Here is a 25,426-nt window from a genome sequence, read left to right as displayed (position 1 = left end):
AAGGGCGACCTTCGGGTTAGGCCTGCCTAACTCTCGGTTCACGTTTCTCGTAAACCGTACGTCCGTCTTGTAAGCCGGCGCAAGGCGGGGCCCGCACCTCCCACCTTTACTCCCCTTGCGGGCCCGGCACACGACGGTCGCCGGCGCGGACTGAAAATGTCGTACCCGGCTGCCACTATGACCCGGTGAGCACCTCCCAGCGTGAGCCCTCGTGGGCCGTCTTCGTCGACCGCACCACGATCGCCCTGCCCGCCCCGATCGTGGACCGGGCCGGCACGTTCCTGCTGGGCGATCTGCCGCTCACCCCGCGCCCCGGCGGGCTGTTCCAGGCGCAGAGCCGGCGCTTCCCCCACCTGCGGGCCCACAAGGCTTTCTCCGTACGCGAGATGGCCGACGCCGCCCTGGGCGAGCTGCTGCGCGATCGGCTGCTCGTGACCGGCCGCGACTCCGACGGCGAGATCACGGTCCGCACCGGGGTCCAGCTCGCCGGCGTCCTCGACGACCTGTACGCGGACGCCGCCGACGCCTGCCTCGGCCTGGTCCTCGACGACGACCGTCCCCGCCTGTCGGTGTGGGCCCCCACCGCGCGCACGGTCGAGCTGGAACTGTTCCGCACCCCAGCCGACGAGCCGAAACTGCTGCCCATGCTGCGCGACGACCTCACCGGCGTCTGGTCGGCGGCGATCAAACCGAAGTGGATGGGCCGCTACTACCGTTACCGCGTCCAGGTCTGGCACCCGCAGGCCCAGCGCGTCGTCACGACCAGCGTCACCGACCCCTACTCGCTGGCCCTGGCCACCGACTCCACCCACAGCCTGCTGGTCGACCTCGACGACCCCGAGCTGGCCCCGCCGGGCTGGTCCACTGCGGCCAAACCGCCCCCGGTCGCCCCGGCCCGCATGCAGATCGCCGAGGTGTCCATCCGCGACTTCTCCGTCTTCGACCACTCCCTGCCGCCGGCCGAGCGGGGCACGTACACGGCCTTCACCCGGCCCGATTCCGCCTCCATGCGCCACCTGCGGTCGCTGGCCGACGCCGGCCTGACCCACCTGCACCTGCTGCCCGCGGCCGACTTCGCGAGCGTCCCCGACCGCCGCCGCGACCAGGCCACCGTCGCCCGCGACCTGGCCGCCCTCCCGCCCGGCTCGCCCGAGCAGCAGGCCGAGGTGGCCGCGATCGCCGGCCGTGACGGCTACAACTGGGGTTACGACCCCTGGCACTACACGACCCCCGAGGGCAGCTACGCCGTCGACCCGGCCGGCCCCGCGCGCATCCTCGAGTTCCGTTCCATGGTGGCCGCCCTCAACGCGGCCGGTCTGCGAGTGGTGCTCGACGTCGTCTACAACCACACCAGGGCCGCCGGCCTCGACCGCTTCAGCGTGCTCGACCGTCTCGTGCCCGGCTACTACCACCGGCTGCTGCCCGACGGCTCCGTCGCCGACTCGACGTGCTGCCCCGGCACCGCGCCCGAGCACATGATGATGAGCAAGCTCGTCGTCGACTCGGTGGTCACGTGGGCCCGCCACTACAAGATCGACGGGTTCCGGTTCGACCTCATGGGCCACCACCCGCGGGCCAACATCCTCGAGGTCCGGGTCAACCTCGACCACCTGACCGCCGACGTCGAGGGCGTCGACGGCAAGCAGATCTACCTGTACGGCGAGGGCTGGAACTTCGGCGAGGTGGCCGACGACGCCCGGTTCGCCCAGGCCACCCAGCTCAACATGGCCGGCACCGGGATCGGCACGTTCAACGACCGGCTGCGCGACGCCGTCCGGGGCGGCCACCCGTTCGGCGACCCGACCACGCCCGGCTTCGCCACCGGGCTCGGCTCGTCGACCCCGCTCGTCGTCCACGACCAGGTCAAAGTGGGCCTGGCGGGCGGCCTAGCGGCGTACAGGTTCGTCAATCACGCCGGCCACGAGCAGACCGGCGCCCAGGTCGACTACAACGGCGCGCCCAGCGGCTACGCGACGAACCCGGGTGAGGCCGTCAACTACGTCGACGCCCACGACAACGAGATCCTGTACGACGCGATGGCGTTCAAGCTGCCGATCACGACACCCCCGGCCGAGCGGGCCCGCCTGCAGGTGCTCGCGCTGGCCCTGGTCGTGCTGAGCCAGGGCGCCGGGTTCGTCGCGCTGGGCAGCGAACGGCTGCGCTCCAAGTCGCTCGACCGCAACTCCTACGACTCGGGTGACTGGTTCAACCAGATCCGCTGGGACCCCCAGCTCGGCAACGGCTTCGGCCTCGGCCTGCCGCCCGCCGCCGACAACGAGGACCGCTGGCCGCTGGCCGGGCCGCTGCTGGCCCACCCGGCGCTGACACCCCCGCCCGAGCTGATCGAGATGACCGCCGAGCGCTATCGCGAGCTGCTGCGCATCCGCCGCTCGTCGCCGGTGTTCGGGCTGCCCACGGCCGACGAGGTGCAGCGCCGGCTCACGTTCCCGCTCGGCGGGCCCGGTGAGACACCCGGCGTGATCGTGATGTGCCTCGACGGCACCGGCCTCGACCCGGTGTGGAGCCGGGTGGTGGCCGTCTTCAACGCCACCGGCGACGAAACCGTCCAGCCCCTGCCCGGCGGCACGGCGGGTCTGCGCCTGCACCCCGAGCTGACCGATTCGGCCGACCCGCTGCTGCGTACGGCGGTGGCAGCCGAGGCCGGGCTGAGGGTTCCGGCGCGGTCGGTGGCGGTCTTCGTGCTCGACGCCACCTGAGGTTCTGCTGTGAGTCCGGTCGCGACCCGGGGGCCCGGGGTGTCCTCGACGGCGTCGACAGCGAAGAATGGTCGCGGGAGGCAGGGACTGTGCGCGAGGTGAACTACGACGAACGGCAGCATCGGGTCTATGCGCGGGCTCGAGCGCTGCCACCCGAGACGCTGACCGAGTGGGTGCGCGTCTTCGCCCTGCACGCGCCGCCGCAGAGGCCGCTGGCCGTGCTCGACCTGGGCTCCGGCACGGGCCGGTTCACCCCCGCGCTCGCCGGCGAGTTCGGCGGCCCGGTCTGGGGTGTCGAGCCGTACGACCGCATGCGCGCTTTCGCCGAGGCCCACGCCGGGCACGACTCGGTGACCTACCTGGCCGGCTCGGCCACCGAGATCCCGCTGCCGGACAACAGCTGCGACCTGGTGCTGCTCTTCCTCGTGCTGCATCACGTGCCCGACCACGCCGTGGCCGCGGCCGAGATCGCGCGCGTGCTGCGCCCCGGCGGCCGGGTGCTGATCCGCAGCCTGTTCCCCGACCGCATGCCCGCCCTGCCGTGGTACGACTACTTTCCCGGCATCCGCCTCATCGACGAGCAGGTCTTCCCCCGGCTCGATCCGCTGCTCGACACGTTCGCCGCCGCCGGGCTGCGGTTCGTCACCGTCGACAGGGTGCAGGAACGCGTCGCCGACAGCCTCGGCGAATACCGGGACAGGCTGAAACTGCGCGGATCGTCGGCGTTCGAACGGATCACCGAGGAAGAGATCGTCGTCGGGTTCGAGGCCCTCGACGCGGCGGTGCGGGCCGAACGCAGCCCGCGGCCGGTCGAGGAGGAAAGCGACCTACTGGTCCTCGAGCTTGCGGAGTAAAACCTTCCGCTCCTGCGTGTTGCCGCACAACCGGGCGGCCAGTTCCAGCTCGGCGTGGGCCTCCCGCCGCCGGCCCAGCCGCAGCAGCAGCTCACCGCGTACGGCCGGCAGCAGGTGCGAGCCGGGCAGCCGGTCCTTCGCCACCAGCTCGTCGACCATCGCCAGCGCCGGGGCCGGGCCGCTCGCCATCGCCACGGCCACGGCCCGGTTCAGCTCGACGACCGGTGACGGCGCCACCCGCCCCAGCGCCTCGTACAGCAGCACGATCCGCTCCCAGTCGGTCTCGGCCACCGACGGCGCGTTCGCGTGACAGGCGGCGATCGCGGCCTGCAACCCGTACGGGCCCAGACCGCGACCGGCCGCCGAAGCCTGACCCAGCGCCGCCAGCCCGCGGCGGATCGCCGAACGGTCCCAGCGGCGCCTGTCCTGCTGCTCCAGCAGGATCGCCTCCCCGTCCGGGCCGGTGCGTGCCGGGAACCGGGCCGCGGTCAGCTCGCAGAGCGCGATCAGCCCGAACACCTCCGGCTCGCCGGGCAGCAGCGCGGCCAGGGTCCGGGCGAGCCGCAGAGCCTCGTACGCGAGATCCTGGCGCACCAGGGTGTCGCCCGCGGTCGCCGTGGACCCCTCGGTGAAGATCACGTAGAGGACGCTGAGCACGCCGCCCAGCCGCTGCTTGCGCTCGTCGGCGGGCGGCACCTCGAACGGCACCCGCGCCGCCGCGATCGTCTTCTTGGCCCGGGTGATGCGCGCCTGCACGGTCGGCGCCGGCACCAGGAACGCGCGGGCGATCTCCTCGCTGGACAGACCGCCCACGGTCCGCAGGGTCAGCGCCACCCGGGCCTCCGGGGCCAGCACCGGATGGCACGCCACGAACATCAGCGACAGCACGTCGTCGTCGATCCGGTCCGGATCCCACAGGTGCCCGTCCCCGCCGTCTGTGTCCTCCTCGGCCAGCAACGCGTACTTCTGGTCGCGGGCGGCCCGGCGGCGGAAGGCGTCGATCGCCCGCCGCCGGGCCGTGGCCAGCAGCCAGCCCACCGGGTTGTCCGGCTCGCCGTCACGCGGCCACTTCTCGAGTGCCTCGGCCACCGCCTCCTGCGCGACGTCCTCGGCCAGTTCGAGATCACCGCCGGTGTACCGGGTCAGCGCGCCGACGATGCGGGCCGACTCGATCCGCCAGACCGCCTCGATCGAACTCACAGTTGCCCGGTCTGCTCGCGCCAGACCCGCTCCTTCTTGATCCACTCGTTGTCCTGGGGGAACTCGTCGATGCCGGGCACCCGGCGGATCTCGGTCTTGGAACCGGGGAAGGCCGGAATCCGCTTGGCCCATTCGACCGCCTCCTCCTTGGAGGCGACGTCGATCAGGTAGAAGCCCCCGAACAGCTCCTTGGTCTCCCCGTACGGGCCGTCGGTCACCACCGGGGTCTCACCCGAGTGGTCGACCACCACACCGTTGGCGGCGTCGTCGAGGCCCTCGGCGGCCACCAGCACACCCGCCTTGATCAGCTCCTCGTTGAAACGGCCGACCGTCTCGAGCATCTCCTCGAACGGCGTCTCCACCATTTTGGCCAGCGCCTCGTCGGTGCTCCGCATGATCAGCATGTACTTCGCCATGACAGCTTCTCCTCGGTTCGTTCCGGTCGCCAGTCGACCTTCTCACCCACAGGTCGAACGGCGGCGGACCGGATCGACACGGTGCGCTAAGTTTTTCGGCGTGCTGCTCCGAAAGCTCCCGTGGGCCGTGGCGCTGGTGGCGTTGGCCGCCGGGTGCACGTCGTCCGACCCGTCACCGTCCCCCACCACGCCGGCCGTCGCCTCGCCCCCGGCGTGGACAGAGCCCGCCTCATACTCGTACGTGCTGACCCGGGGCTGCGACGACGCCAAGCCGCTCGGCCGCTACCAGGTGACGGTGACCGCCGGGGCAGTCTCCGCATCCGACCGGCTCGACGCCACCCCGGTCACCCCCTCAGCCGATGTCGACCTGGGCCCGGCCACCGGCGACAGCGGGGAGGAGATCGAGGCCTTCACGCTGGCCGAGCTGCTCGAGATGGCGCAGACCGCCACCGAGGACGGGGCCGAGGTCGCCACCACGTACGACACGACCGACGGCCACCCGAGCAAGGTGCGCATCGACGTGGGCGACGGCCCCGAGTGCTGGACGGTCAGCGACTACAAAGCGGGGGCTTGACCTCGAGCGCGCTCGAAGCCCTAGCGTGCGGAGACATGACTGCTCCGACCGCTGCCGACGTGCTCGCCGGAATCGACCTCACCGGCAGGACCGCCGTCGTGACCGGCGGCGCCTCCGGAATCGGCCAGGCCGCTGCCCGCGCCCTCGCCGCCGCCGGCGTCCACGTGATCGTGCCCGCTCGCCGGCCGCGGCCCGACGCCGTCCTCGACGTCCGGCCGATGGACCTCACCGATCCCGCCTCGATACGCGCGTTCGCGGCCACGGTCAGCCGGGCCGACATTGTCATCGGTAGCGCCGCCGTCATGGCCTGTCCCGAGACCCGGGTCGGCCCCGGATGGGAGGCGCAGTTCGCCACCAACCACCTCGGCCACTACGCGCTGGTCATGCACCTGTGGCCGGCGCTGCTGGCCGCGGGCGGGGCGCGGGTCGTGATGGTCGGCTCGGGCCGATCCCCCGACGAGCGCATCCGCTGGGACGACGTGCACTTCACCCGCGGCTACGACAAGTGGGCCGCGTACGGGCAGTCCAAGCTGGCCAACATCCTCTTCGCCCACCAGCTCGACCGGCTGGGCGCGCCGTCCGGCGTACGGGCGTTCTCGGCGACCCCCGGCTGGGTGCTGAGCCCGCTGCAGCGCCACCTCACCAAGGCCGAGATGGTCGAAGCCGGCTGGATCGACGAGGACGGCAACGCGCGGCCCGGCCTCTTCCGGACCGCCGAACAGGGCGCCGCCACCCCGCTCTGGGCCGCGGTGACCCCGGTGACGCGAGGCGGCGCCTTCTGCCGCGACCTGGCGCTGACCGAGGAGTACCCGTCCGACGCCCCCGAAGCGGCCAGGCTCTGGCAGCTCTCCGCCCACCTGACCGGCCTGGACCTGCCTCAGATCTCGTCGATCAGGTCGGCCACCGAGTTGACGATGCGGGACGGGCGGAACGGGTAGCGGTCGGCCTCGGCGCGGGTGCTGATGCCGGTCAGCACGAGGATCGTCTCCAGGCCCGCCTCCAGGCCGCACAGGACGTCGGTGTCCATCCGGTCGCCGATCATGGCGGTGGACTCGCTGTGGGCCTCGATCGTGTTCAGCGCCGAGCGCATCATCATCGGGTTCGGCTTGCCCACGAAGTACGGTTCGACGCCGGTCGCCTTCGAGATCATGGCCGCGACGGAGCCCGCGGCGGGGAGCGCGCCCTCGTTCGACGGGCCGGTCGCGTCGGGATTCGTACAGATGAACTTGGCCCCGCCGCCGATCAGCCGGATCGCCTTGGTGATCTGCTCGAAGCTGTACGTACGGGTCTCGCCCAGCACCACGTAGTCCGGGTCGAACTCGGTGAGCACGTAACCCGCCGCGTGCATGGCGGTGGTCAGGCCGGCCTCACCGATCACGTACGCCGTGCCGCCGGGCCGTTGACCGGAAAGGAACTGGGCCGTGGCCAGCGCCGCCGTCCAGATCGACTGCTCGGGGACGTCGATGCCCATGCGGTGGAGCCGGGCCTGCAGGTCACGCGGCGTGTAGATCGAGTTGTTGGTGAGGATCAGGAACGGCTTGCCGGACGTCTTCATCCGTTGCACGAACTCGGGGGCGCCCGGAACCGGCACACCCTCGTGGACGAGCACGCCGTCCATGTCGGTGAGCCAGCTCTCGATGGCCTTGCGCTCGGGCATCATGCTCCTCGTCGCTGCGGGGGTGGGCAACAGGCGACCGGGCAGTCGTCCCAGACCGGCAGCGTACCGAGCCTCTTCAGGGGTGCGCGGCCGGTCCGCTCCTGGACGAGCTCCCGCACCATCGAGACGAAACGCGGGTCGACGTTGGGGGTCGCCGCGCGGGCGTAACCCAGGCCGAGCCGCTTGGCCGTGTCGGCCGCCTCGTTGTCGAGATCCCAGATCACCTCGAGGTGGTCGGAGACGAACCCGATCGGGCTCACCACGACATCGGTGACGTTCTGCGCCGCGAGCGACTCGAGGTGGTCGTTGATGTCGGGTTCCAGCCACGGCACCTGCGGCGGGCCGGAGCGGCTCTGCCACACCAGGTCCCACGACAGCTCGGGCGCGGCGGCCGCGTGCACCAGGCGGGCCGTCTCGTTGAGCTGGGCCTCGTAGCGCCCGCCGTCGGGACCGGCAGTGCGGGCCATCGACGACGGGATCGAGTGCGCGGTGAACACCAGACGCGTGGAGGCGCGACGGCTCTCGTCCAGGGTCGCGAGCGACGCCCGTACGGCATCGGCGTGGGGCTCCACAAAACCGGGGTGATCCCAGAACTGGCGCAGCTTGGAGATCACCGGCGCGCCCGGACCGACCTTGGCCCGGGCCGCCGCGATGTCCTCCCAGTACTGCTTGCACGACGAATAGCCGCCGTACGCGCTGGTGGCGAACCCGAGCGCGTGGGTGACGCCGTCGTCGCGCATCTGCGCCACGGTGTCGGCCAGCATCGGATGCCAGTTCCGGTTCCCCCAGTACGCCGGCAGGTCGATCCCGGCGCCCGCGAACTCGGCGCGGACGGCGGCGAGGAGGTCCCGGCACTGCTGGTTGATCGGCGAGACGCCGCCGAAGTGCATGTAGTGCTCGGCCACCTCGGCCAGGCGCTCGTCCGGAACTCCCCGCCCCCGCACCACGTTGCGCAGGAACGGCATCACGTCATCGGGCTTCTCGGGACCACCGAAGGACAGCAGGACGAAGGCGTCGTAAACCACCCGTCCACTATTCCACCGGCTCAAGCCCCCAGCGCGTGGTAGCCCCCGTCGACGTGCACAACCTCACCCGTGGTGGCCGGGAACCAGTCGGAGAGCAGGGCGCAGATCGCCTTGCCGGCCGCCGACGTGTCGTGCAGGTCCCAGCCCAGCGGCGCCCGGTCGGCCCACGCCTCCTCGAACTGCTCGAAGCCGGGGATCGACTTGGCCGCCATCGTGCGCAGCGGGCCGGCGCTGACCAGGTTGCTGCGGATGCCCCGCTGGCCCAGGTGCAGCGCCAGGTAACGGTTGGCCGACTCGAGGCCCGCCTTGGCCACGCCCATCCAGTCGTAGACCGGCCACGCCTTGGTCGCGTCGAACGTCAGCCCGACCACGCTGCCGCCCGCCTGCATCAGCGGCAGGCAGGCCACGGCGAGCGACTTGTACGAATACGTGGAGACGTGCAGCGCCTTGGCCACGTCCTCCCACTGGGCGTTGAGGAACTCGCCACCCAGCACGCTCTGCGGCCCGAACGCGATCGAGTGCAGCACCCCGTCGAGCCCGTCGACGTGCTCACGCACCCGGTCGGGCAGCGCGGCCAGGTGCTCGGAGTCGGTCACGTCGAGCTCGATCACCGGCGGGGGCTCCGGGAGACGCTTCGCGATCCGCTCGACCAGAGACATCCGGCCGAAACCGGTCAGCACGACGGTCGCCCCGTTCTCCTGAGCGATCTTGGCCGCCGAGAACGCGATCGAGGCGTCCGTGATCACGCCGGTGATGAGCAGCCGTTTGCCGGCCAGCAGTCCAGACACGGTGGTTTTTCTCCTTCTGTACGGTTTCAGTGGCCCATGCCGAGGCCGCCGTCAACGGGGATCACCGCGCCGTTGATGTACGCGGCGGCGTCGCTCGCCAGGAAGGTCACCGCGGCCGCCACCTCGTCGGCACTGGCGAGCCGGCCCGCCGGAACCGCCTTGATGATCTCTGCCTGCCGCGCCTCGGACAAGACCGCTGTCATCTCCGTCTCGATGAACCCGGGCGCCACCACGTTCGCCGTGATGTTGCGGCTGCCCAGCTCACGGGTGATGCTGCGGGCCATGCCGACCAGGCCGGCCTTGCTCGCCGCATAGTTCACCTGACCGGGGCCGCCGTACAGCCCCACCACCGACGAGATGTAGATGATCCGGCCCCACTTCGCCCGCAGCATCTTCGAACTGGCCCGCTTCGTGACCCGGAACGAGCCCTTCAGGTTCGTGTCGACGACCCGCTCGAACTGCTCCTCGCTCATCCGCAGCAACAGCGTGTCATCGGTGATGCCGGCGTTGGCCACCAGCACCTCCACCGGCCCGAGCTCCTTCTCGACCTCGGTGAACGCCGCGTCGACCTGCGCCGGGTCGGTGATGTCGCACTGCACCCCGAACAGGCCCTCGGGCGCGCCGCTGCCGCGATGCGTGACCGCGACCCGGTCGCCCTGCTTGGCGAACGCCCGCGCGATCGCGAGGCCGATGCCCCGGTTGCCGCCTGTCACCAATACCGTGCGCGCCACGACGTTCGCTCCTCATACCCAGGTAGGGGGTGCCGGCTGGCACCACGGGGGCACGACGGCGGCGTCGTACCGCCGTAACCTGCCGGGGTGGAGACTATCGGCCCGGTGACCCGGCGCAACGCCACGGGGCCGCTCAGGCGCCTGTTCTGGTCACGGGAACCGGCCCGGCCCGTCCCGTACGGCCGGTTCTGGAACTATGCGTTGCCCCTCGGCCTGCTGGGGCTGAGCGGCCTGGGTCTCGTGGCCGGCGCGAACCTGGCCGACACCCGCCCCCTCAACGACCTCATGGTGGTGCTCATCGCCGCCGGGTCGGTGCTGCCCGTCGTGATCACTCTCCGTCTTCCCGTGATCGCGTGGCGGCTCGCCTTCCTCATGCTCTTCGTCGGCTCGGTGATGGCCGACCCCAAGGAGTCCTGGCCGTGGAACACCGTGCAGATCCTCGGTTTCCTCGTCGTGATCGGCCGGCTGGCGATCGCCGAGAGCTCCGGCCTGACCCTCTGGGCGGTCGCGTTCAGCCTGATCCCGGTGTTCGTGTACGCCCCGTACGCGAACGCCTGGGGTGCTGCGGTCCTGCTCGTGGCCATCGGGGCGCTCGGCGACATCGTGTCCCGGCGACGGCGTACGCGGGCACTGCTCGCCGAGAAGGAAGAACTGACCGAACTTGAACGCGCCAAACGGGCAGTCCTGGAGGAGCGCACACGGATCGCTCGCGAGATGCACGACGTGGTCGCCCACCACATGTCGATGATCGCCGTACGGGCCGAGACCGCGCCCTACCGTGTGGGCGAACTGTCCGAGCCGGCGAAGGCGGAGCTCGCGACGATCGCGGACGCGGCACGGGAGGCGCTGACCGACATGCGGCGGCTGCTGGGGGTGCTGCGGGCCGAGGAAGGGGAGGCGCCGCTCGAGCCGCAGCCGGGGTTGGCGCAGCTCGGGGACCTGATCGCGGGGGCGCGGGCGGCGGGGGTCGAGGTCACGTACCACACGTCCGGGTTCTCTCGTGGGGCTGTGGACAACTCGGCGTGCGCTGCCGAGCCTGTGGACAACGCGACGCCCGCCTTGGCGAAAACCGATAGGGTCCCCACCCTGGGTGGGGGAGCTGCGGAGCTCACGGCCTACCGGATCGTGCAGGAAGCGCTGGCCAACGCTGCCCGGCATGCGCCCGGCGGGGCGGTGACGCTCGACGTCGACGGCGGTCCCGACCGGCTCGAGCTGGTCATTCGCAACAAGCTGACCGGGCCCGTCGCGGCCCGCAAAGGGCACGGTCTGGCCGGCATGCGCGAACGGGCCGAACTGCTCGGAGGCACCCTCACCGCCGCCGCCGAGGACGGCCATTTTGTCGTACGGGCAAATCTGCCGTGGGGGGAGCAGCAGTGATCAAAGTCCTCATCGCGGACGACCAGGCGATGGTGCGCGAAGGCTTCGGCGCGTTGCTCGCCGCCCAGCCCGACATGATCGTTGTCGGCGACGCCCCCGACGGCGCGGCGGCTGTGGCCCAGGCTCGCGAGCTGCGCCCCGATGTGGTGCTGATGGACGTGCGCATGCCGGTCATGGACGGGCTGGAGGCCACCCGCCGGCTGCAGGACAGCGGCCCCAAGATCCTGATCCTGACCACCTTCGACCTGGATGATTACGTGTACGCGGCGTTGCGCGCGGGCGCGAGCGGCTTCTTGCTCAAGGACGCCCCGGCCGCCGACCTGATCAACGCCGTACGGGTCGTGGCCGCCGGTGAGGCCCTGCTCGCGCCCAAGGTGACCCGCCGTTTGATCGCCGAGTTCGCCGCCCGCCCGCCGGCCGACCGGCCCCGGCCGGCCGCGCTCAACGCTCTCACGCCGCGCGAGACCGACGTGCTGCTGCTGATCGCCCGCGGGCGGTCCAACCAGGAGATTGCCGAAGAGCTGATCGTGGCCGAGCAGACCGTGAAAACCCACATCGGACGCATCCTGGCCAAACTCAACCTGCGCGACCGGGCGCAGGCTGTCGTTTTCGCGTACGAGACCGGGCTGGTCGTTCCCTCCTGACGCGGTTTCAGATGGTGGATGTCGATCTCCTCGGACCCGGGATTTGTCGTACGGATGTTCGAAGATGGCTGCCGTGTTGGAGGACGTGCTGCAGCTGGGTGAGGAAGCGGCGAAGCTCGCCGCGGCTCCGCTGTGGCCGCTGAGCGACGACGAGACCGGGGACTGCCTGGCCGCGGCCTACCGGTTGGAACAGGCTGCGGCGGCGTTGCAGCAGCGGCTCGTGCGGCAGGCCGAAACCCGCGGCCTGCCCGCCGCGGCCGGCGCCCGCAACACCGCCGGCTGGCTCCGGTCGCGGCTCCTGCTCGATCCCGGGCCGGCGCGCGAACTGGCCGAACGCGCCGCTGCGCTGGCCCGGCAGCCCGCCGTCGAACAAGCCCTGATCGAAGGAAAACTGGACGCCCGCCAGGCGACGGTGATCGCCGCCGCGGCCGACACCGTCGCCGAGGGCCTGGCCGAGCTCGGCGAGCCCAGCGACGACCTCGTCCAGCAAGCGACAAACACCATGGTCGACATGGCCGCGCGGCTGCCCGCCTACCAGCTCCGGCGGATCGGCGAACGGATCCTCGTCCACGTCGCCCCGCACCTGGCCGAGCGGGCCGACGAGCTCGCGCTGGCCCGGCAGGAAGCGCGCGCCCACCAGGCCCGGGGTTTCACCATGTCGACCCCGGTCGCCGGGCTGGTCCTGCTGTCCGGGCGGCTCGGCCTGGAAGACGCGGCCGCGGTGCAGGCCGCTCTGCACCCGCTGTGCACTCCCGCCCCGGACGACAAGCGAAGCCCGGCCCAGCGCCGTGCCGACGCCCTCGTCGACGTCTGCCGCCTCGCGCTGCGCACCGGTGAACTGCCGGAAAGCGGCGGGGAACCGGCCCAGGTGGCCGTGACCGTCGGATTCGACCCGCTCACCCGAGCGCTCGGCCCGGCCACCAGCGACACCGGGCTGCGGTTCTCGGCGGTCACCGCGCGGCGGCTGGCCTGCGACGCGAAAATCCTGCCAGTGGTGATGGGCGGGGCCGGGCAGATCCTCGATCTGGGCCGCAGCCACCGCCTCGCCACCGGCGCGCTTCGGCGGGCGCTGGCCATCCGAGACGGAGGCTGCGCCTTTCCCGACTGTGACCGGCCGCCCCGCTGGACCGATGCTCATCACGTCGTCGGATGGGCCGAAGGCGGAGCTACCAGCCTGGAAAACCTGGTGCTGCTGTGCCGGCGCCACCACCGCCTGATCCACGACCCGGCAGCCGGGTGGCAGGTGCGGCTCGGCGCCGACCAGCGGCCCGAGTTCATCCCACCGGCCGACGTCGACCCCGAACGGCGAGCCCGCCGCAACCTGTACCACCCGCGGTTATAGGGACCGGCTCGGTGCTGGGGCCGACGACTCATACCGGAGTAGCACGCGGCAAAGCGGTCCGTGGTGTGACGATCCGGGGCACACTTCGGCCCGACGCTCCGGGCCATGCGAATCCTGCCGCTCGCCCTTGCCCTCGCCGGCCTCGTCGCAGCGACCAGCCTTGTCGTGCTGACCGTCGCTGGTCCGGCTGTCGTCGCTCCGGCTGCTGCCGGCCCGGCCGCCACCGGCTTCCCGCCGCGGTCCACGTTGCCCAACGGCGGTCCCGTTCAGGCCGCCACTGTCTACAGGGTGGCCTACCGTGAAACCGCCGTTCGCATGCTGGCCGCCGGTTGCCCGTACGCCGGCTGGGCCGCCCAGGGCCGCCAGTTCCTGCAGTTCGACCCGGCCGGGGACGGACGCGCCGTCGAAGTGCTCGGCGACCTCGCCAACGCCACCCGGCTCGCGATCCTGGTGCCCGGCGTCGACACCACGCTGGCCGACTTCGACCGCGGGCTCGGCGGGGTGCCGCGCCGCGCCCCCGGGGCGCAGGCCCGCAACCTGTACGCGGCGCTGAGCATGCGCGCCCCGGACACCGCAGTCATCGCCTGGCTCGGCTACGACCCGCCAGAGGGTATCGGTCTCGCCGCCGCGACCGAGGGCCGGGCCAGGGACGGCGCGGCCGCGCTCACCGCCTTCGTGCGCGACTTGCTGCGGTGGCGACCGGACGCCGCGGTGACGCTGATCGGGCACAGCTACGGCTCGGTCGTGGTCGGGCTGGCCGCGGAACGGTTGCCCGAGGTTCGCGACGTCGTGACACTCGGCGCGCCCGGCATCGGGGTGGACCACGCCGGCGACCTCGGCGGGGCCCGGGTCTGGTCGGCGCTGGCCCCGACGGACTGGATCCGCCGCATCCCGCAGGTGCGCGTGCTCGGCCTGGGGCTGGGGCCGCAGCCCAGTTCGGCGGGTTTCGGCGCCCGGGAGCTGCCGACCGACGGGGTGGCGGGGCACGACTTCTATCTCGTGCCGGGGAGCGTGACCTTGAAGGCCGTGGGCGATGTCGTCCTCTCGGGTGGTGCTCACCACGAGTCGTGGGGGCGCGTTTCTTAAGCGGCGCTTAAGGGGTACAGTTCCGGGCGGTTCTGATGCCGACGACGGCTTGATGCCGACGACTTCGCGGGAGGTGATCGCTGTGCGAGATAGCGATCCTCCTAGTCGTGGCCGGGCCGTCTGTCAGCGCGCCTGACCGCTGACCCAGGACCTTTCCGCCCCGCATCCACCGGTGCGCCCTCGCGTGTGCCGGGCCGGTCGTGTGCGCCGCGACGCCGGATGTGTGGGTGCCGGCCGCGACGTGACGTGCGCTGAAACGCCACTCACGAGCGGAAGAAGCCCCCGATGAAGAAGCTCATCGCGCCCCTCACCTTCACCGTCGCCGCGATGTACGTGGTGGTGCTGTTCGTCCTCGCGCACAGCATGCCCTAGATCGTTGACCGGAAATTCGGTGCTGGTGGAGACACGCACGGCCGGGTTCGTGACGTAAAGACGAAGAGTGTCCATGATCGGCGTTGCTTACCCGAACGTCGAACCTCACAAGGAAGCCGTGTTGGACGCCGACCTGGACACTCTTCTGATCGCACTGTACGTGGAACTCGACGACCGGATCATCCCGGCCTCACGCCCCCGCCGGGCCCGGCGGGGACCTGGCAGGCCACCGCTGGTCACCGACGCGGAACTGTGCTGCCTGGCGGTGGCGCAGGTTCTGCTGCGCTACAACGACGAACACCACTGGCTACGTGCCGCGCCGGGCAGGGTCGGGCATTTGTTCCCCCGCCTGTTGAGCCAAAGCGAATACAACGAACGCCTCAAGAACGCAGCCGACCTGTTCGAAGCAGCCCTGCGCTGGCTCGCCGGGCGGACACCGGGCAGCGCCGAACCGCTGCGCCTGATGGACGCCACACCGATCGGGTGCGGGCAGTCCAAGACCACCGCGCAACGCTCGGATCTGTTCGGCTACGCCGGCTACGGCTACGAATCAGCGCACTCCCGCTGGTACTGGGGCACGAAACTGTTGCTGATCACCACCCCGGACGGCACGGTCACCGGGTTCAGCCTGGCGAACCCGAAACTGGCCGGCGAACGCGAACAGACCCGCCAGACCCTGACCCGCCAGCCGATCAACCGGCCCGAACCCGGCAGCATCATCGTCACCGACAAGGGCCTCTCCGGCGCCGACGTCGAAGAATTCCTCGACGACCTGGACCTGACCCTGGTACGCCCGGCCCGCCGGGACGAGAAAACCCCGCGCCCGTTCCCGAACTGGCTGCGCCAACGCATCGAAGCGATCATCTGGACCCTGAAAAACCAGCTCGGCCTCGAACACCACAACGCGCGTGTCCCCGCCGGACTCTGGACCCGCGTCCTGCAACGCCTCCTCGCCCTCAACGCCGTGATCTGGCACAACTGGACCATCGACGCACCGGTCAAACGCTCACTAATCGCCTACGACCACTAACCCCGCCACCAGCACACAATTTCCGGTCAACGATCTAGGGCAGACGCGACGTCCACAGCAGCGACAGACCGGCCGCCACCAGCCCCAGCAGCAGCGCGACCCCGGCATACCACTGGGTGACCTCGCGCGGCTCCACCCGGTGACCGATGGAGCTGCCCATGTCCTCGTACACCTGCTTGAGCTCGTTGACCGAGGCCGCCTCGTAGAAGTGGCCTTCGGTGTTCTCGGCGAGCTGCTGCAGCGACAACCGGTCGACCGGCACCCGCTGCAGGGCGCCTCGGATGTCGACCACGCCCGTGTCGGTGCCGAACGCGATCGTCGAGACCGGCACGTTGGCCTGGGACGCCGCCGACGCCGCGTCCTCGATCGAGCGGCCGGACGTGCGGTAGCCGTCGGAGAGCAGCACGATGCGGGCCGGGGGAGCGCCGTCGGCCCCGTCGGCCGGGACGGCGCGGATGGCGTCGAGCGACGTGAACACGGCCTCACCGGTGGCGGTCGCCTCGGCCAGCGTCAGCCCGTCGATCGCGGAGGTGACCTGGGAGCGGTCCTTGGTCGGCGGCACCAGCACGTTGGCCGCCTTGGCGAAGGACACCAGTCCCAGGTTGTACGTGGGTGGCAGCTCGTTGACGAACGCCTTGGCCGCTTCCTGCGCGGCTTCGATGCGGTTGGGCGCGACGTCGTCGGCCTCCATCGACAGCGAAACATCGATGGCCAGCATCACGGTGGCCCGTTCGAGCGGTTCCTCTTTGTCGACCGAGGGGCGGGCCAGCGCCGTGCCCAGGGTCAGCAGCGACAGCAGGAACGCGGCCGCCGAGACGTGCCGGCGCCAGCCCAGGCCTTTGGGGGCGAGCGTGCGCAGCAGGTCGACATTGGTGAAGCGCATCGCGTAGTGGCGTTTGCGGAACTGCCGCCACGTGTACAGGCCGGCCAGGGCCAGGACCGGCAGGACTGCCAGGAGCCACCACGGCTCCAGGAAGCGGATCATCGGGTTGTCCCCCGGGTGCGTGCGTGTCGCTGGGCGGCCACGAATCGGACCACGTCCAGCAGCCAGTCGGTGTCGGTGCGCAGGCGTAGGTGGGCGGCGCCGGCCGCGCGCAGGGCCCCGGCGATCGCGCCGCGCTGTTCGGCGGCGGCCTCAGCGTAGCGGCGGCGCAGTGCGGGGTCGGCTGTCTGCACTTCGTGCAGCGCGCCGGTCTCGGGGTCGGCCAGGGTGAGCACGCCGACGTCGGGCAGTTCGAGTTCGCGCGGGTCGACGACTTCGATGGCCAGCACGTCGTGGCGGACGGCGAGTTTGCGGACTGGCCGGGACCAGCCGTCGACGGGGGCCATGAAGTCGGAGATGACGACGGCCACGCCCCGGCGGCGCGGCGGCCGGTTGAGCAGGTCGACCAGTTCGCCCAGGTCGGCGCGGCCGGGCCGGATCTGGGTGTGAGCGATCGCGCGCAGCAAACCTTGGGCCTCTTTGCGGCCGGGGCGGGCGGGCATCCGTACGACGGTGGGGGTGGCCGGGGTCTCGGGGGCGCGTTTGCGGCGGAAGCGGCCCGCGGGGGGCGCTGCGGCAGCGGAGCCGGTGCCCACGACAGCGCCGATGCGGTTGCCCCCGCGCACGGTCAAATGCGCCATTGCCGTGGCCGCGGCCAGCACCAGGTCGCGTTTGAGCATCTTGGCCGTGCCGAAGTCGAGGCTGGCGCTCAGGTCGATCGCCATCCAGGTTTCGAGTTCGCGGTCGGCGACGGTGCGGCGGACGTGTGGCAGCGTGGTGCGCGCGGTGACCGGCCAGTCCATCCGGCGGACGTCGTCGCCGGGCCGGTATTCGCGGGATTCGCCGGCTTCGCTGCCCGGGCCCGGGAGCAGGCCCGCGTAGTCGCCTTGGAGCAGCCCGTCGAGTTTGCGGGTGACGAGCAGTTGCAGCCGGGAGAGGACGGCGTCGGCCCGGGCGGTGCCGGCGTCGGGGATCAGTGCTGGGCCGGCCACTGCGCACCAGTCTGGGGCTGCGGTCCGCCGCTGACCGGGGCGGCCGGGTGGACGCCGTTGGGCGAGGTGCCTTGGCGGGCGGCCACCGAGGGCAGCGGGACGCTCTGCATGATGCGGGCCACGATGTGGTCGGCCGGGATGTCGTCGGCCAGCGCGTCGTAGCTGAGGACGAGCCGGTGCCGCAGAATGTCGGGCGCGATGTCCTGGACGTCCTGGGGCAGCGCGTAGTCGCGGCCGCGCAGCAGCGCCAGCGCCCGGGTCGCGCGGACGATGCCCAGCGAGGCGCGCGGGCTGGCGCCGTACTGGATGAGCTGGGCGACGTCGGGCATGCCGTGCTGGGCTGGGGCTCGGGTGGCCAGCACCAGCCGTACGGTGTAGTCGACCAGCGCGTTGTGCACGAACACCTGGTCGGCGCGGCGTTGCAGGCCCAGCAGGTCCTCGGTGGTGAAGACCGGCTTGGGCTCGGGGGCGCTCACACCCATCCGGTAGACGATTTCGCGTTCCTCGGCGTCGGTCGGGTAGCCCACCAGGATTTTCATGAGGAAGCGGTCGCGCTGCGCCTCGGGCAGGGGGTAGACGCCTTCCTGCTCGATCGGGTTCTGCGTGGCCATCACCAGGAACGGGGTGGGGACCTCGTGGCTCTGGCCGCCGATCGACACCTGGTGTTCGGCCATCACCTCGAGCAACGCCGACTGCACTTTGGCCGGGGCGCGGTTGATCTCGTCGGCGAGCAGGAAGTTGACGAAGACGGGGCCCAGTTCGACGTCGAACTTCTCGCTCGACTGGCGGTAGATGCGGGTGCCCACGATGTCGGCCGGCACCAGGTCGGGCGTGAACTGGACGCGGGAGAACGAGCCGCCCACGACCCGGGCCAGGGTTTCCACGGCGAGCGTCTTGGCCACGCCGGGCACGCCTTCGAGCAGGCAGTGCCCGCGCGCGAGCAGCGCCACGAACATCCGCTCGACCATTCTGTCCTGGCCGACGATCACCCGCTTGACCTCGAACATGGCGCGCTCGAGCTGGGACGCGTCCTGGGCCGGCGGTACGGGCGCGCCGCTGCCGGAAGTCGTCTCGGTCTCGGGCGTTAGCGGCTGAGCCACCGGTCCTCCACAGCGGTCGAAAAGTCGTCTGCCGACGCTCAAGACTTACACGACCGACCTGAGAGCGTGCTCCTGGTGTCGCTTTACGCTTCGCCGGGGCGCCTGGCCATGGACCGGAGGTGTCGATCTTTCTGCGCGATACGCCGGAACGGGCACCCACGCCGGGAGGATGCGCCGGGCCCGCAAGCGTGTAACATTCTCCACGTCGCCGGGCGGCTTCCCCCGTGGTCGCCCGGCGCTCAATACTCTGGATGCCATGGACGGCCCTTCTTATCCGCAGTGCTCCTCCAAAGGTTGCCGCGCGGATGCCACCTGGCAGCTTTTGTGGAACAACCCCAAGCTGCACACCCCGGATTACCGGAAAACGTGGCTGGCCTGCGAAGATCACCGTACGACGTTGGGTCAGTTCCTCGACGTCCGCGGATTCCTGCGCGAAGTGACGCCCTTCGGTGCAGCGTCCGACGCGCCGATCTCGTAGGGTCGAAGCGTGACCGTCGACGCCCTCACGCCCTGGCCCGACACCGTGGATTGGCGCCCGGTCTCGCCCAAGCTGATCACAGTGGAGCTGATCGTCCGCTGGGCCTGGACCCTTGTTGTGGTCGCCGGCCTCTGCGTGGGCCTGGTGCTGCAGGGCCACTGGCTGTGGCAGCTCGGCATCGCGCTGGTCGTCGCGAACGCGATCTGGCGCTCGTTCGTCACGGTCCGGGCCGTACGCGCCTGGGGTTACGCCGAGCGCGACAACGACCTGCTGGTGCGGCACGGCCTGCTCATCCGGCGGCTCTCGATTGTTCCGTACGCGCGGATGCAGTTCGTCGACGTGACGGCGGGCCCGCTGGAACGGGCGTTCGGGCTGGCCACCGTGCAGTTGCACACCGCCGCGGCGGCCAGCGACGCCCGCATCCCCGGGCTGCCGCCGGCCGAAGCGGCCCGGTTGCGTGACAGGTTGACCGCGCTCGGCGAGGACCGGGCCGAGGGACTGTGACAGCCACCGAGCCCCCCGGCACGGCGGTCGCGGAGCCGGAGCCGCGCCGCCGCCTCCACCCGCTGAGCCCGCTGTTGCACGGGGCCAAGAGCATCGCCGTCATCGTGGCCGCGCTGTCCTGGCAGACGCTGTCGCAGGTGGGGCTGGAGCGGTTCGCGATCGTGGTGGCGGTCATCGCGGTCGGCGTCGTGCTGTTCTCGATCGTCGGCTGGCTCACCACGGGCTATCAGGTCGTGGGTCGTGAGCTGCGCATCTCCGACGGAGTGGTGTGGCGGCGCAACCGGGCCATCCCGCTCGAACGGCTGCAGGCGGTGGAGTTGCGGCGGCCGCTGCTGGCCCAGCTCACCGGTCTGGCCGAGCTGCGCCTCGAGGTGATCGGCGGGGGCAAGACCGAGGCCCCGCTGGCGTACCTGACGGTGCGGGAGGCGGGGGCCCTTCGGGAGCGGCTTCTGCGGCTGGCCGGGCGTACGGGGGGCATGGAAGCGCAACCCACCGGCCACCCGGACGCCGAGGCGCCCACCGTGCCCGCCCTCGAACGCCCGCTCCTGCGGGTCAGGAACCGTGATCTGGTGGTCAGCCAGCTGCTCACCCCGCAGGCGTTCTTCCTGCCGGTCGGTGTGGCGTTCGTGGTGCTGCAGTTCGTGCTGGAGGGGTCGTGGACGTTCATCGGGATCGCCAGCACGGTGACCGCCATGGCGGGTGTGCTGTTGCAGCCCGTACGCCGGGTGTTGCAGGACTGGGATTTCCGGCTCGCCCGTGACCCGGAGGGCCGGCTCGCGGTGCGTTACGGCCTGCTCGAGACGCGCAGCCAGGTGGTGCCGCTGAACCGGGTGCAGGCCGTCGGGGCGACCTGGCCGTTGCTGTGGCGGGGGCAGGGCTGGCTGCATCTGCGTCTCGACATCGCCGGGTACGCGGGTGAGCCCGGCAACGGTGACGCGAAGCGCTCCGACCGCCTGCTGCCGGTGGGGGATTTCGCGACCGCGCGGGCGCTCGTGTGGGAGGTGCTGCCCGGGGTCGACCTGGCCACGCTGGCCACGTCGCCGCCTCCGCCGCGGGCCCGCTGGCTCAACCCGTTCTCGTTGCGGTCGATCGGCGTGGGGCTCACCCCCGAGGTGTTCGTGTCCCGCTGGGGGCTGCTGACCCGCGAGATGCACATCGTGCCGTACGCGCGGCTGCAGAGCGTACGGGTGGTGCAGGGCCCGCTGCAGCGGCTGACCGGCCTGGCCACCGTGTACGCCGACACCGCGCGCGGGCGGGCCGGGCAGGCCAAGGACAGGGATCTCGCCGAGGCGTACGCGCTGGCCGCCGAATTGGCCGTGCGGGCGTGCCACGCCCGTGGGCCGCGGACACCCTAAGCTCGGGGGATGGAGCTTCCGGAGTTCTCGCCCGGTCTCAGCGCCCGGGTGGAATTGACCGTCACCGACGCCGACACCGCCCAGGCGGTCGGCTCGGGCGACGTGCCTGTGCTGGGCACGCCGCGTGTGCTGGCCCTGGCCGAGGCGGCCACCGTGGCCGCCACGGCCCGCCTGATCCCGGGCGGGATCACCACGGTGGGGGTGCGCGCCGAGATCGCACACCTGGCGCCCACACCGGTCGGGCGCCAGGTGTACGCGCTGGCCACGCTGGCCAAGGTCGACGGGCGCAAGCTGTACTTCGAGGTCGTGGTGCGCGAGGGCGAGACGCTGGTGGCCGAGGTGCGGGTCGAGCGGGCGGTGCTCGACCGTCAACGCTTCATCGAGAAGGCGCTCAGTATTGAGAAGGCCATCGGGCGCTGACCTCGCCGGCGGTCGGCATCGCGACGGCCCCGCCGCGGCGTTCGCACACCAGCGCCGCCACGTTGAGGGCGAACTGCACGTTGCGCTGCCAGCCTTCCAGGTCCTTGGGGAGGCCGTCGGCGAGCAGGCGGCGAACCAGGGCGCCCATCACCGAGTCGCCGGCGCCGGTCGCGTCGACCGCGTCGACCTTGGGCGCGGCCAGCATCGTGGCGCCGTCGGCGGCGTTGATGTAAGCGCCCTTCGAGCCCGCGGTGACCACGACGGCTTTTGCCCCGAGGCCGCGGATGCGTTCGGCGGCCTGCTCGGGCGCCGCGCCGTCGTAGAGCACCTCGGCGTCGGCCGAACTCAGCTTGACCAGGTCTGCCGTGGCGAAGAACTCCTCCGACAGCTCCCGCAGGTGGGTCACCGCGGCGCCGTCGGGCAGCAGGGTGGGCCGTGCGTTCGGGTCGAACACGCGCAGCGGCCCGGGGGTCGCCCAGGCGGCGCGGGCGGCAGCCCGGAACGGTTCGCGCAGCAGGCTGATCGAGCCGGTGTAGACGACGTCGGCCCCGGCCACCGTGGCCGTGTCGAGGTCGCCCGGGCCGAGCAGCGCGTACGAGGGTGGTTCGCCGTAGAAGGTGAACGTCGGCTCGGCCCCCACGAACGTGGTGACCGCCAGCGTGGTCGGCACCGGCACCCGTTTGACGCCGTCCGTGCCGACGCCGCGTTCGGTCAGGAACCCGGCGATCCGGTTGCCCAGCACGTCGTCGCTGAGCGAACCCACGTACTGCACCTGGCCCCCGAGCCGGGTCGCGCCGACGGCGACGTTGAGCGGCGCGCCGCCGATCGCCTGGCGGTAGACCACCTCGCCGTCGTGCTCGGCCTCCTGGAGGTCGATCAGCGCCTCGCCGAGCACCACCGCATAGCCCATTGCCTGCTCCTCCTGTAACCCCGCCGTAATGCTGAACAGCCTTCCGCCCGGGAACGCGCAGCGCCAGTGCTCGCCCTGTATGTCCATTTTTGGGATGATCTCGGGATGTTGTTGCGCGCACTGGCTCTGACTCTTCCCCTGATCATGATCGCTGGCTGCACGAACGCGGTGGAGGTCGGACCGGTCACCCCGGTCTCGATGACCGCCTCCGCCTCGTCCTGGACCGTTCTCGAGGGCGCGCCCAGCCCGTCGCCGGCCGGGTCGTGGAACCCCGACACGGTCGCCTCGGGGACGTTCCTGCCGTTCCGCCCGGGTTCCACGGCCATCACGTACGACCCCGCCGTGGTGCCGCCGGGAGCGACCGCCTCGGTGGCGATCTCGCAGAATCAAGAGGCCATGGAGGTACGCCTCGTGGCCGCTGGACTGATTCCCCGCCGGGCCTACGGCGCCCACCTGCACACGATGCCGTGCACCGCCGTGCCCGACGCCGCGGGGCCGCACTACCAGCACCGGGCCGACCCGTCGAAGCCGTCGGTGGACCCGGCGTACGCGAACCCGAAGAACGAGGTGTGGCTCGACTTCACGGTCGACGGGTACGGGGAGGCGTCGTCGGCGGCGCTGGTGAAGTGGACGTTCCCGGCGGGGAAGCCGGCGCGTTCGCTGATCCTGCACGCGCAGACGACCAAGACGGCCGCCGGGGTGGCCGGGACCGCGGGGCCGCGTGTGGCGTGCCTGACACTGCCCGAGCGCTGAGGTTGCCGGGCGTGTGTCCGGTCAGGGGCAGGCGGTAACGTCGTGGGCGGATCGGCGGCCCAGTGTCGTCCACGGCTAGATCTTTGGGAGGCGGCACCATGGCCGAGCAGAAGGCAGCGCAACCCGCGGCCAAGACGGAGACCCACGACCCCGGCTTCCCCGAGGCTTTCCTGCAGTTCATGCGGGGCGGGTGGCGTGAGGACCCGCTGGCCGTCACCCCCCTGCCCGAGGTGCCGAACTACGAGAAGCGCCGCGACGCGCTGTCCGAGGCCTTCCCGGGCGAGACGCTGATCATTCCGTCCGGCAACGAGAAGGTCCGCGCCAACGACACGGACTACCCGTTCCGCCCCGGCAGCGACTTCGTGTACCTGACCGGCGACCGTGACCCCGACAGCGTGCTCGTGCTGCGGCCCACCGGCTCGGGGCACGATGCGGTGCTCTACACGCGTCAGCGCAACTCCAAGGACACCGACGCGTTCTTCCGCAGCCGCAACGGCGAGTTGTGGATCGGGCGCACGCACACGCTCTCCGAGAAGTCGACCGAGCTCGGCGTCGAGACCGCCCCGCTGAGCGAGCTCGGCTCGGCGCTGGCCGGCTCCGCCCCCGGGCGCACCCGCGTGCTGCGCGGGCTCGACCCTGCGGTCGACCGGGCCGTCCTGGCGTACGAGCCGAACCGGGAACAGCCCCGCGACCGTGAGCTGGCCTGGGTGCTCAGCGAGCTCAAGCTGGTCAAGGACGAGTGGGAGGTCGCCCAGCTGCAGGCCGCGATCGACGCGACCGTCCGCGGCTTCGAGGACGTCGCCCGGGTGCTGCCCGCCGACCGCCCCGTCAAGGAGCGGCTGCTCGAGGGCGTGTTCGGGCTGCGGGCGCGGCACGACGGCAACGACGTCGGCTACGGCTCGATCGTCGGCGCCGGCGCGCACGCGACGATCCTGCACTGGGTGCGCAACACCGGCGTCACCAAGCCGGGCGAGTTGCTGCTGATGGACATGGGCGTCGAGGGCGACAACTTCTACACCGCCGACGTGACCCGCACGGTGCCGGTGTCGGGGCAGTTCACGCCGCTGCAGCGCCAGGTCTACGACATCGTGCACGCGTCGCAGCAGGCCGGCATGGACGCGATCAGGCCGGGCGTGCTGTTCAAGGACGTGCACAACGTCTGCATGCGGGTGCTGGCCGAAGGGCTGAACGACCTGGGCCTGCTGCCGGTGAGCGTCGACGAGGCGATGAGCGAGGAGAGCACGGTCTACCGCCGGTGGACGCTGCACGGGTTCGGGCACATGCTCGGCATCGACGTGCACGACTGCAACAACGCGCGCAACGAGGCGTACCGGGACGGGCCGCTGCAGGAGGGCTATGTGCTCACCGTCGAGCCCGGCCTTTACTTCCAGCCGGAGGACGAACTGGTGCCCGAGGAGCTGCGGGGCGTCGGCGTGCGCATCGAGGACGACGTGCTGGTGACCGGCGACGGGTACAAGAACCTGTCGGCCGGGCTGCCCCGCTCGTCGGCCGACGTCGAGGCGTGGATGGCGTCCCAGCGCGAGGCGGGCCCGCGCCTGCCGGGCTAGTCATGGGCTAGTCAACCAGCTTGTCGACCAGGGGGAATTCGTCGTACGCCTGGTCGTGGTCGCCGAAGTGGCCGTCGTCGCGGACGATCTGGGTGCCGCCGAGGCGGTCGAACATCGCTCGCCCCTGGTGCTCGTCGCAGCCGTACGGGTCCAGGCGCGAGTTGATGAAATACAGGTCGCGGACATGGCTGCGGATGGCCCGCCAGTCGTAGGCGGGCTGCAGCACGGGCTCGTCCTCGTCGTTGGGTGGCGTGCAGTAGCCGGCGACGAGGACGGCCTGGTCGACGGTGACGTGCTCGAGCAGGGCCAGCAGCAGCGCGGCCCCGCCCGAGTGCCCGATCAGCACTGTCTGCTCGTCGAACGTGTGGGCGGCGAGCACCTTGGGCAGGAACTCGGCGATCGGCTCGACGTTGACCGTGGGGTAGTGCGGCACCTCGACGGCGTAGCCGCGCGCGGCCAGGCGGGCGGCCAGCCACGGATACCACGCCACGTGGGGGCTGCCGCCGGTGCCGTGGAAGATGATCGCCTTGCGTGCCATCGCGACAGTGTGC

The 25,426-nt window shown here is 71.4% G+C and carries 26 protein-coding genes; 15 read left to right on the top strand and 11 right to left on the bottom strand.

Going from position 1 to position 25,426, the window contains the following annotated elements; genetic code table 11:
• The first annotated feature begins 185 nt into the window (after nucleotides 1-185).
• Together pulA and C8E87_RS05990 are read left to right on the top strand one after the other, a co-directional pair.
• Nucleotides 186-2,717 (top strand): pullulanase-type alpha-1,6-glucosidase, encoded by a 2,532-nt coding sequence (pulA, locus tag C8E87_RS05995; RefSeq protein WP_133872149.1) that lies wholly within the window; start codon nucleotides 186-188, stop codon nucleotides 2,715-2,717.
• Nucleotides 2,718-2,815: 98 nt separating this feature from the next.
• Nucleotides 2,816-3,571 carry a class I SAM-dependent methyltransferase gene (locus C8E87_RS05990; RefSeq protein WP_166661096.1) on the top strand — a complete coding sequence of 252 codons (756 nt, stop codon included), beginning with the start codon at nucleotides 2,816-2,818 and terminating at the stop codon, nucleotides 3,569-3,571.
• Here the strand turns inward: C8E87_RS05990 and C8E87_RS05985 are convergent.
• Both C8E87_RS05985 and C8E87_RS44530 read right to left on the bottom strand, forming a co-directional pair.
• Nucleotides 3,545-4,771 (bottom strand): RNA polymerase sigma factor, encoded by a 1,227-nt coding sequence (locus C8E87_RS05985; protein WP_239080586.1) that lies wholly within the window; start codon nucleotides 4,769-4,771, stop codon nucleotides 3,545-3,547. The two genes, C8E87_RS05990 and C8E87_RS05985, sit on opposite strands and share 27 nt — an antisense overlap.
• Nucleotides 4,768-5,187, bottom strand: a complete 420-nt coding sequence (locus C8E87_RS44530) for a YciI family protein (protein WP_133872146.1) — start codon at nucleotides 5,185-5,187, stop codon at nucleotides 4,768-4,770. Before C8E87_RS44530 ends, C8E87_RS05985 begins: the two co-directional genes overlap by 4 nt.
• 100 nt (nucleotides 5,188-5,287) lie before the next feature.
• On the opposite strand from C8E87_RS44530, the gene C8E87_RS05975 reads away from it, so the two are divergent.
• Both C8E87_RS05975 and C8E87_RS05970 read left to right on the top strand, forming a co-directional pair.
• Nucleotides 5,288-5,761: a DUF6174 domain-containing protein gene (locus C8E87_RS05975; protein ID WP_133872145.1), complete on the top strand. Its 474-nt coding sequence runs from the start codon at nucleotides 5,288-5,290 to the stop codon at nucleotides 5,759-5,761.
• A 35-nt stretch (nucleotides 5,762-5,796) separates the two neighbouring features.
• A complete protein-coding gene (locus C8E87_RS05970; protein ID WP_133872144.1) occupies nucleotides 5,797-6,699 on the top strand; it encodes an SDR family NAD(P)-dependent oxidoreductase in 903 nt (300 codons plus the stop codon).
• Here the strand turns inward: C8E87_RS05970 and C8E87_RS05965 are convergent.
• Genes C8E87_RS05965 through C8E87_RS05950 form a run of 4 tightly spaced genes read right to left on the bottom strand, consistent with a single transcriptional unit; the run spans nucleotide 6,639 to nucleotide 9,962 of the window.
• Entirely contained in the window at nucleotides 6,639-7,472 is an 834-nt protein-coding gene (locus C8E87_RS05965) for an HAD-IIA family hydrolase (RefSeq protein ID WP_438866169.1), read from the bottom strand. The two genes, C8E87_RS05970 and C8E87_RS05965, sit on opposite strands and share 61 nt — an antisense overlap.
• Nucleotides 7,418-8,443 (bottom strand): ferrochelatase, encoded by a 1,026-nt coding sequence (locus tag C8E87_RS05960; protein WP_133872142.1) that lies wholly within the window; start codon nucleotides 8,441-8,443, stop codon nucleotides 7,418-7,420. Before C8E87_RS05960 ends, C8E87_RS05965 begins: the two co-directional genes overlap by 55 nt.
• A 20-nt stretch (nucleotides 8,444-8,463) precedes the next feature.
• Nucleotides 8,464-9,231 carry an enoyl-ACP reductase FabI gene (gene fabI / locus C8E87_RS05955; RefSeq protein ID WP_133872141.1) on the bottom strand — a complete coding sequence of 256 codons (768 nt, stop codon included), beginning with the start codon at nucleotides 9,229-9,231 and terminating at the stop codon, nucleotides 8,464-8,466.
• A gap of 26 nt (nucleotides 9,232-9,257) precedes the next feature.
• Complete coding sequence (locus C8E87_RS05950) at nucleotides 9,258-9,962, bottom strand: beta-ketoacyl-ACP reductase (RefSeq protein WP_133872140.1); 705 nt, start codon at nucleotides 9,960-9,962, stop codon at nucleotides 9,258-9,260.
• A gap of 87 nt (nucleotides 9,963-10,049) precedes the next feature.
• Here C8E87_RS05950 and C8E87_RS05945 point away from each other — a divergent pair, with 87 nt between their 5' ends.
• From C8E87_RS05945 to C8E87_RS05925, 5 genes are all read left to right on the top strand, one after another.
• Nucleotides 10,050-11,339 (top strand): sensor histidine kinase, encoded by a 1,290-nt coding sequence (locus tag C8E87_RS05945; protein ID WP_239080587.1) that lies wholly within the window; start codon nucleotides 10,050-10,052, stop codon nucleotides 11,337-11,339.
• The gene (locus tag C8E87_RS05940) at nucleotides 11,336-11,983 is read left to right on the top strand and encodes a response regulator (protein WP_133872139.1); all 648 of its coding nucleotides are present in this window, start codon (nucleotides 11,336-11,338) and stop codon (nucleotides 11,981-11,983) included. Before C8E87_RS05945 ends, C8E87_RS05940 begins: the two co-directional genes overlap by 4 nt.
• 64 nt (nucleotides 11,984-12,047) lie before the next feature.
• The gene (locus C8E87_RS05935) at nucleotides 12,048-13,325 is read left to right on the top strand and encodes an HNH endonuclease signature motif containing protein (RefSeq protein WP_133872138.1); all 1,278 of its coding nucleotides are present in this window, start codon (nucleotides 12,048-12,050) and stop codon (nucleotides 13,323-13,325) included.
• 105 nt (nucleotides 13,326-13,430) lie between these two features.
• Nucleotides 13,431-14,411, top strand: a complete 981-nt coding sequence (locus C8E87_RS05930) for an alpha/beta hydrolase (RefSeq protein WP_133872137.1) — start codon at nucleotides 13,431-13,433, stop codon at nucleotides 14,409-14,411.
• Nucleotides 14,412-14,904: 493 nt separating this feature from the next.
• Entirely contained in the window at nucleotides 14,905-15,813 is a 909-nt protein-coding gene (locus tag C8E87_RS05925) for an IS982 family transposase (protein WP_133876609.1), read from the top strand.
• Nucleotides 15,814-15,847: 34 nt separating this feature from the next.
• Here the strand turns inward: C8E87_RS05925 and C8E87_RS05920 are convergent, their stop codons facing one another.
• Genes C8E87_RS05920 through C8E87_RS05910 form a run of 3 tightly spaced genes read right to left on the bottom strand, consistent with a single transcriptional unit; the run spans nucleotide 15,848 to nucleotide 18,887 of the window.
• A complete protein-coding gene (locus C8E87_RS05920; protein ID WP_133872136.1) occupies nucleotides 15,848-16,798 on the bottom strand; it encodes a 26S proteasome regulatory subunit RPN10 in 951 nt (316 codons plus the stop codon).
• Complete coding sequence (locus C8E87_RS05915) at nucleotides 16,795-17,787, bottom strand: DUF58 domain-containing protein (protein WP_133872135.1); 993 nt, start codon at nucleotides 17,785-17,787, stop codon at nucleotides 16,795-16,797. The genes C8E87_RS05920 and C8E87_RS05915 overlap by 4 nt, the downstream gene beginning before the upstream one ends.
• A complete protein-coding gene (locus tag C8E87_RS05910; RefSeq protein ID WP_133872134.1) occupies nucleotides 17,769-18,887 on the bottom strand; it encodes an AAA family ATPase in 1,119 nt (372 codons plus the stop codon). The genes C8E87_RS05915 and C8E87_RS05910 overlap by 19 nt, the downstream gene beginning before the upstream one ends.
• Before the next feature lie 256 nt (nucleotides 18,888-19,143).
• On the opposite strand from C8E87_RS05910, the gene C8E87_RS05905 reads away from it, so the two are divergent.
• Genes C8E87_RS05905 through C8E87_RS05890 form a run of 4 tightly spaced genes read left to right on the top strand, consistent with a single transcriptional unit; the run spans nucleotide 19,144 to nucleotide 21,644 of the window.
• On the top strand, nucleotides 19,144-19,365 hold the full coding sequence (locus C8E87_RS05905) for a hypothetical protein (protein WP_133872133.1): 222 nt from the start codon (nucleotides 19,144-19,146) through the stop codon (nucleotides 19,363-19,365).
• Between the two features lie 9 nt (nucleotides 19,366-19,374).
• Nucleotides 19,375-19,869: a PH domain-containing protein gene (locus tag C8E87_RS05900; RefSeq protein ID WP_133872132.1), complete on the top strand. Its 495-nt coding sequence runs from the start codon at nucleotides 19,375-19,377 to the stop codon at nucleotides 19,867-19,869.
• Nucleotides 19,866-21,224: a PH domain-containing protein gene (locus C8E87_RS05895; RefSeq protein WP_133872131.1), complete on the top strand. Its 1,359-nt coding sequence runs from the start codon at nucleotides 19,866-19,868 to the stop codon at nucleotides 21,222-21,224. The genes C8E87_RS05900 and C8E87_RS05895 overlap by 4 nt, the downstream gene beginning before the upstream one ends.
• Nucleotides 21,225-21,233: 9 nt before the next feature.
• Nucleotides 21,234-21,644 (top strand): thioesterase family protein, encoded by a 411-nt coding sequence (locus tag C8E87_RS05890; RefSeq protein ID WP_133872130.1) that lies wholly within the window; start codon nucleotides 21,234-21,236, stop codon nucleotides 21,642-21,644.
• On the opposite strand, the gene C8E87_RS05885 is transcribed toward C8E87_RS05890, so the two are convergent.
• Nucleotides 21,616-22,554 carry a carbohydrate kinase family protein gene (locus C8E87_RS05885; protein WP_133876655.1) on the bottom strand — a complete coding sequence of 313 codons (939 nt, stop codon included), beginning with the start codon at nucleotides 22,552-22,554 and terminating at the stop codon, nucleotides 21,616-21,618. The genes C8E87_RS05890 and C8E87_RS05885 overlap by 29 nt on opposite strands.
• A 105-nt stretch (nucleotides 22,555-22,659) precedes the next feature.
• On the opposite strand from C8E87_RS05885, the gene C8E87_RS05880 reads away from it, so the two are divergent.
• Both C8E87_RS05880 and C8E87_RS05875 read left to right on the top strand, forming a co-directional pair.
• Nucleotides 22,660-23,307 (top strand): hypothetical protein, encoded by a 648-nt coding sequence (locus C8E87_RS05880; protein ID WP_239080741.1) that lies wholly within the window; start codon nucleotides 22,660-22,662, stop codon nucleotides 23,305-23,307.
• A gap of 98 nt (nucleotides 23,308-23,405) precedes the next feature.
• On the top strand, nucleotides 23,406-24,875 hold the full coding sequence (locus tag C8E87_RS05875; RefSeq protein WP_133872129.1) for an aminopeptidase P family protein: 1,470 nt from the start codon (nucleotides 23,406-23,408) through the stop codon (nucleotides 24,873-24,875).
• 7 nt (nucleotides 24,876-24,882) lie between these two features.
• Here C8E87_RS05875 and C8E87_RS05870 read toward each other — a convergent pair whose 3' ends face one another.
• Entirely contained in the window at nucleotides 24,883-25,413 is a 531-nt protein-coding gene (locus C8E87_RS05870) for an alpha/beta hydrolase (protein ID WP_133872128.1), read from the bottom strand.
• Between the last annotated feature and the right edge of the window lie 13 nt (nucleotides 25,414-25,426).

The organism is Paractinoplanes brasiliensis, assembly GCF_004362215.1.
In the GTDB taxonomy this organism is placed as follows: Bacteria; Actinomycetota; Actinomycetes; order Mycobacteriales; family Micromonosporaceae; genus Actinoplanes; species Actinoplanes brasiliensis.
Note: the sequence above shows the minus strand (reverse complement) of the source record. Positions and strands in the feature narration are given on the sequence as shown.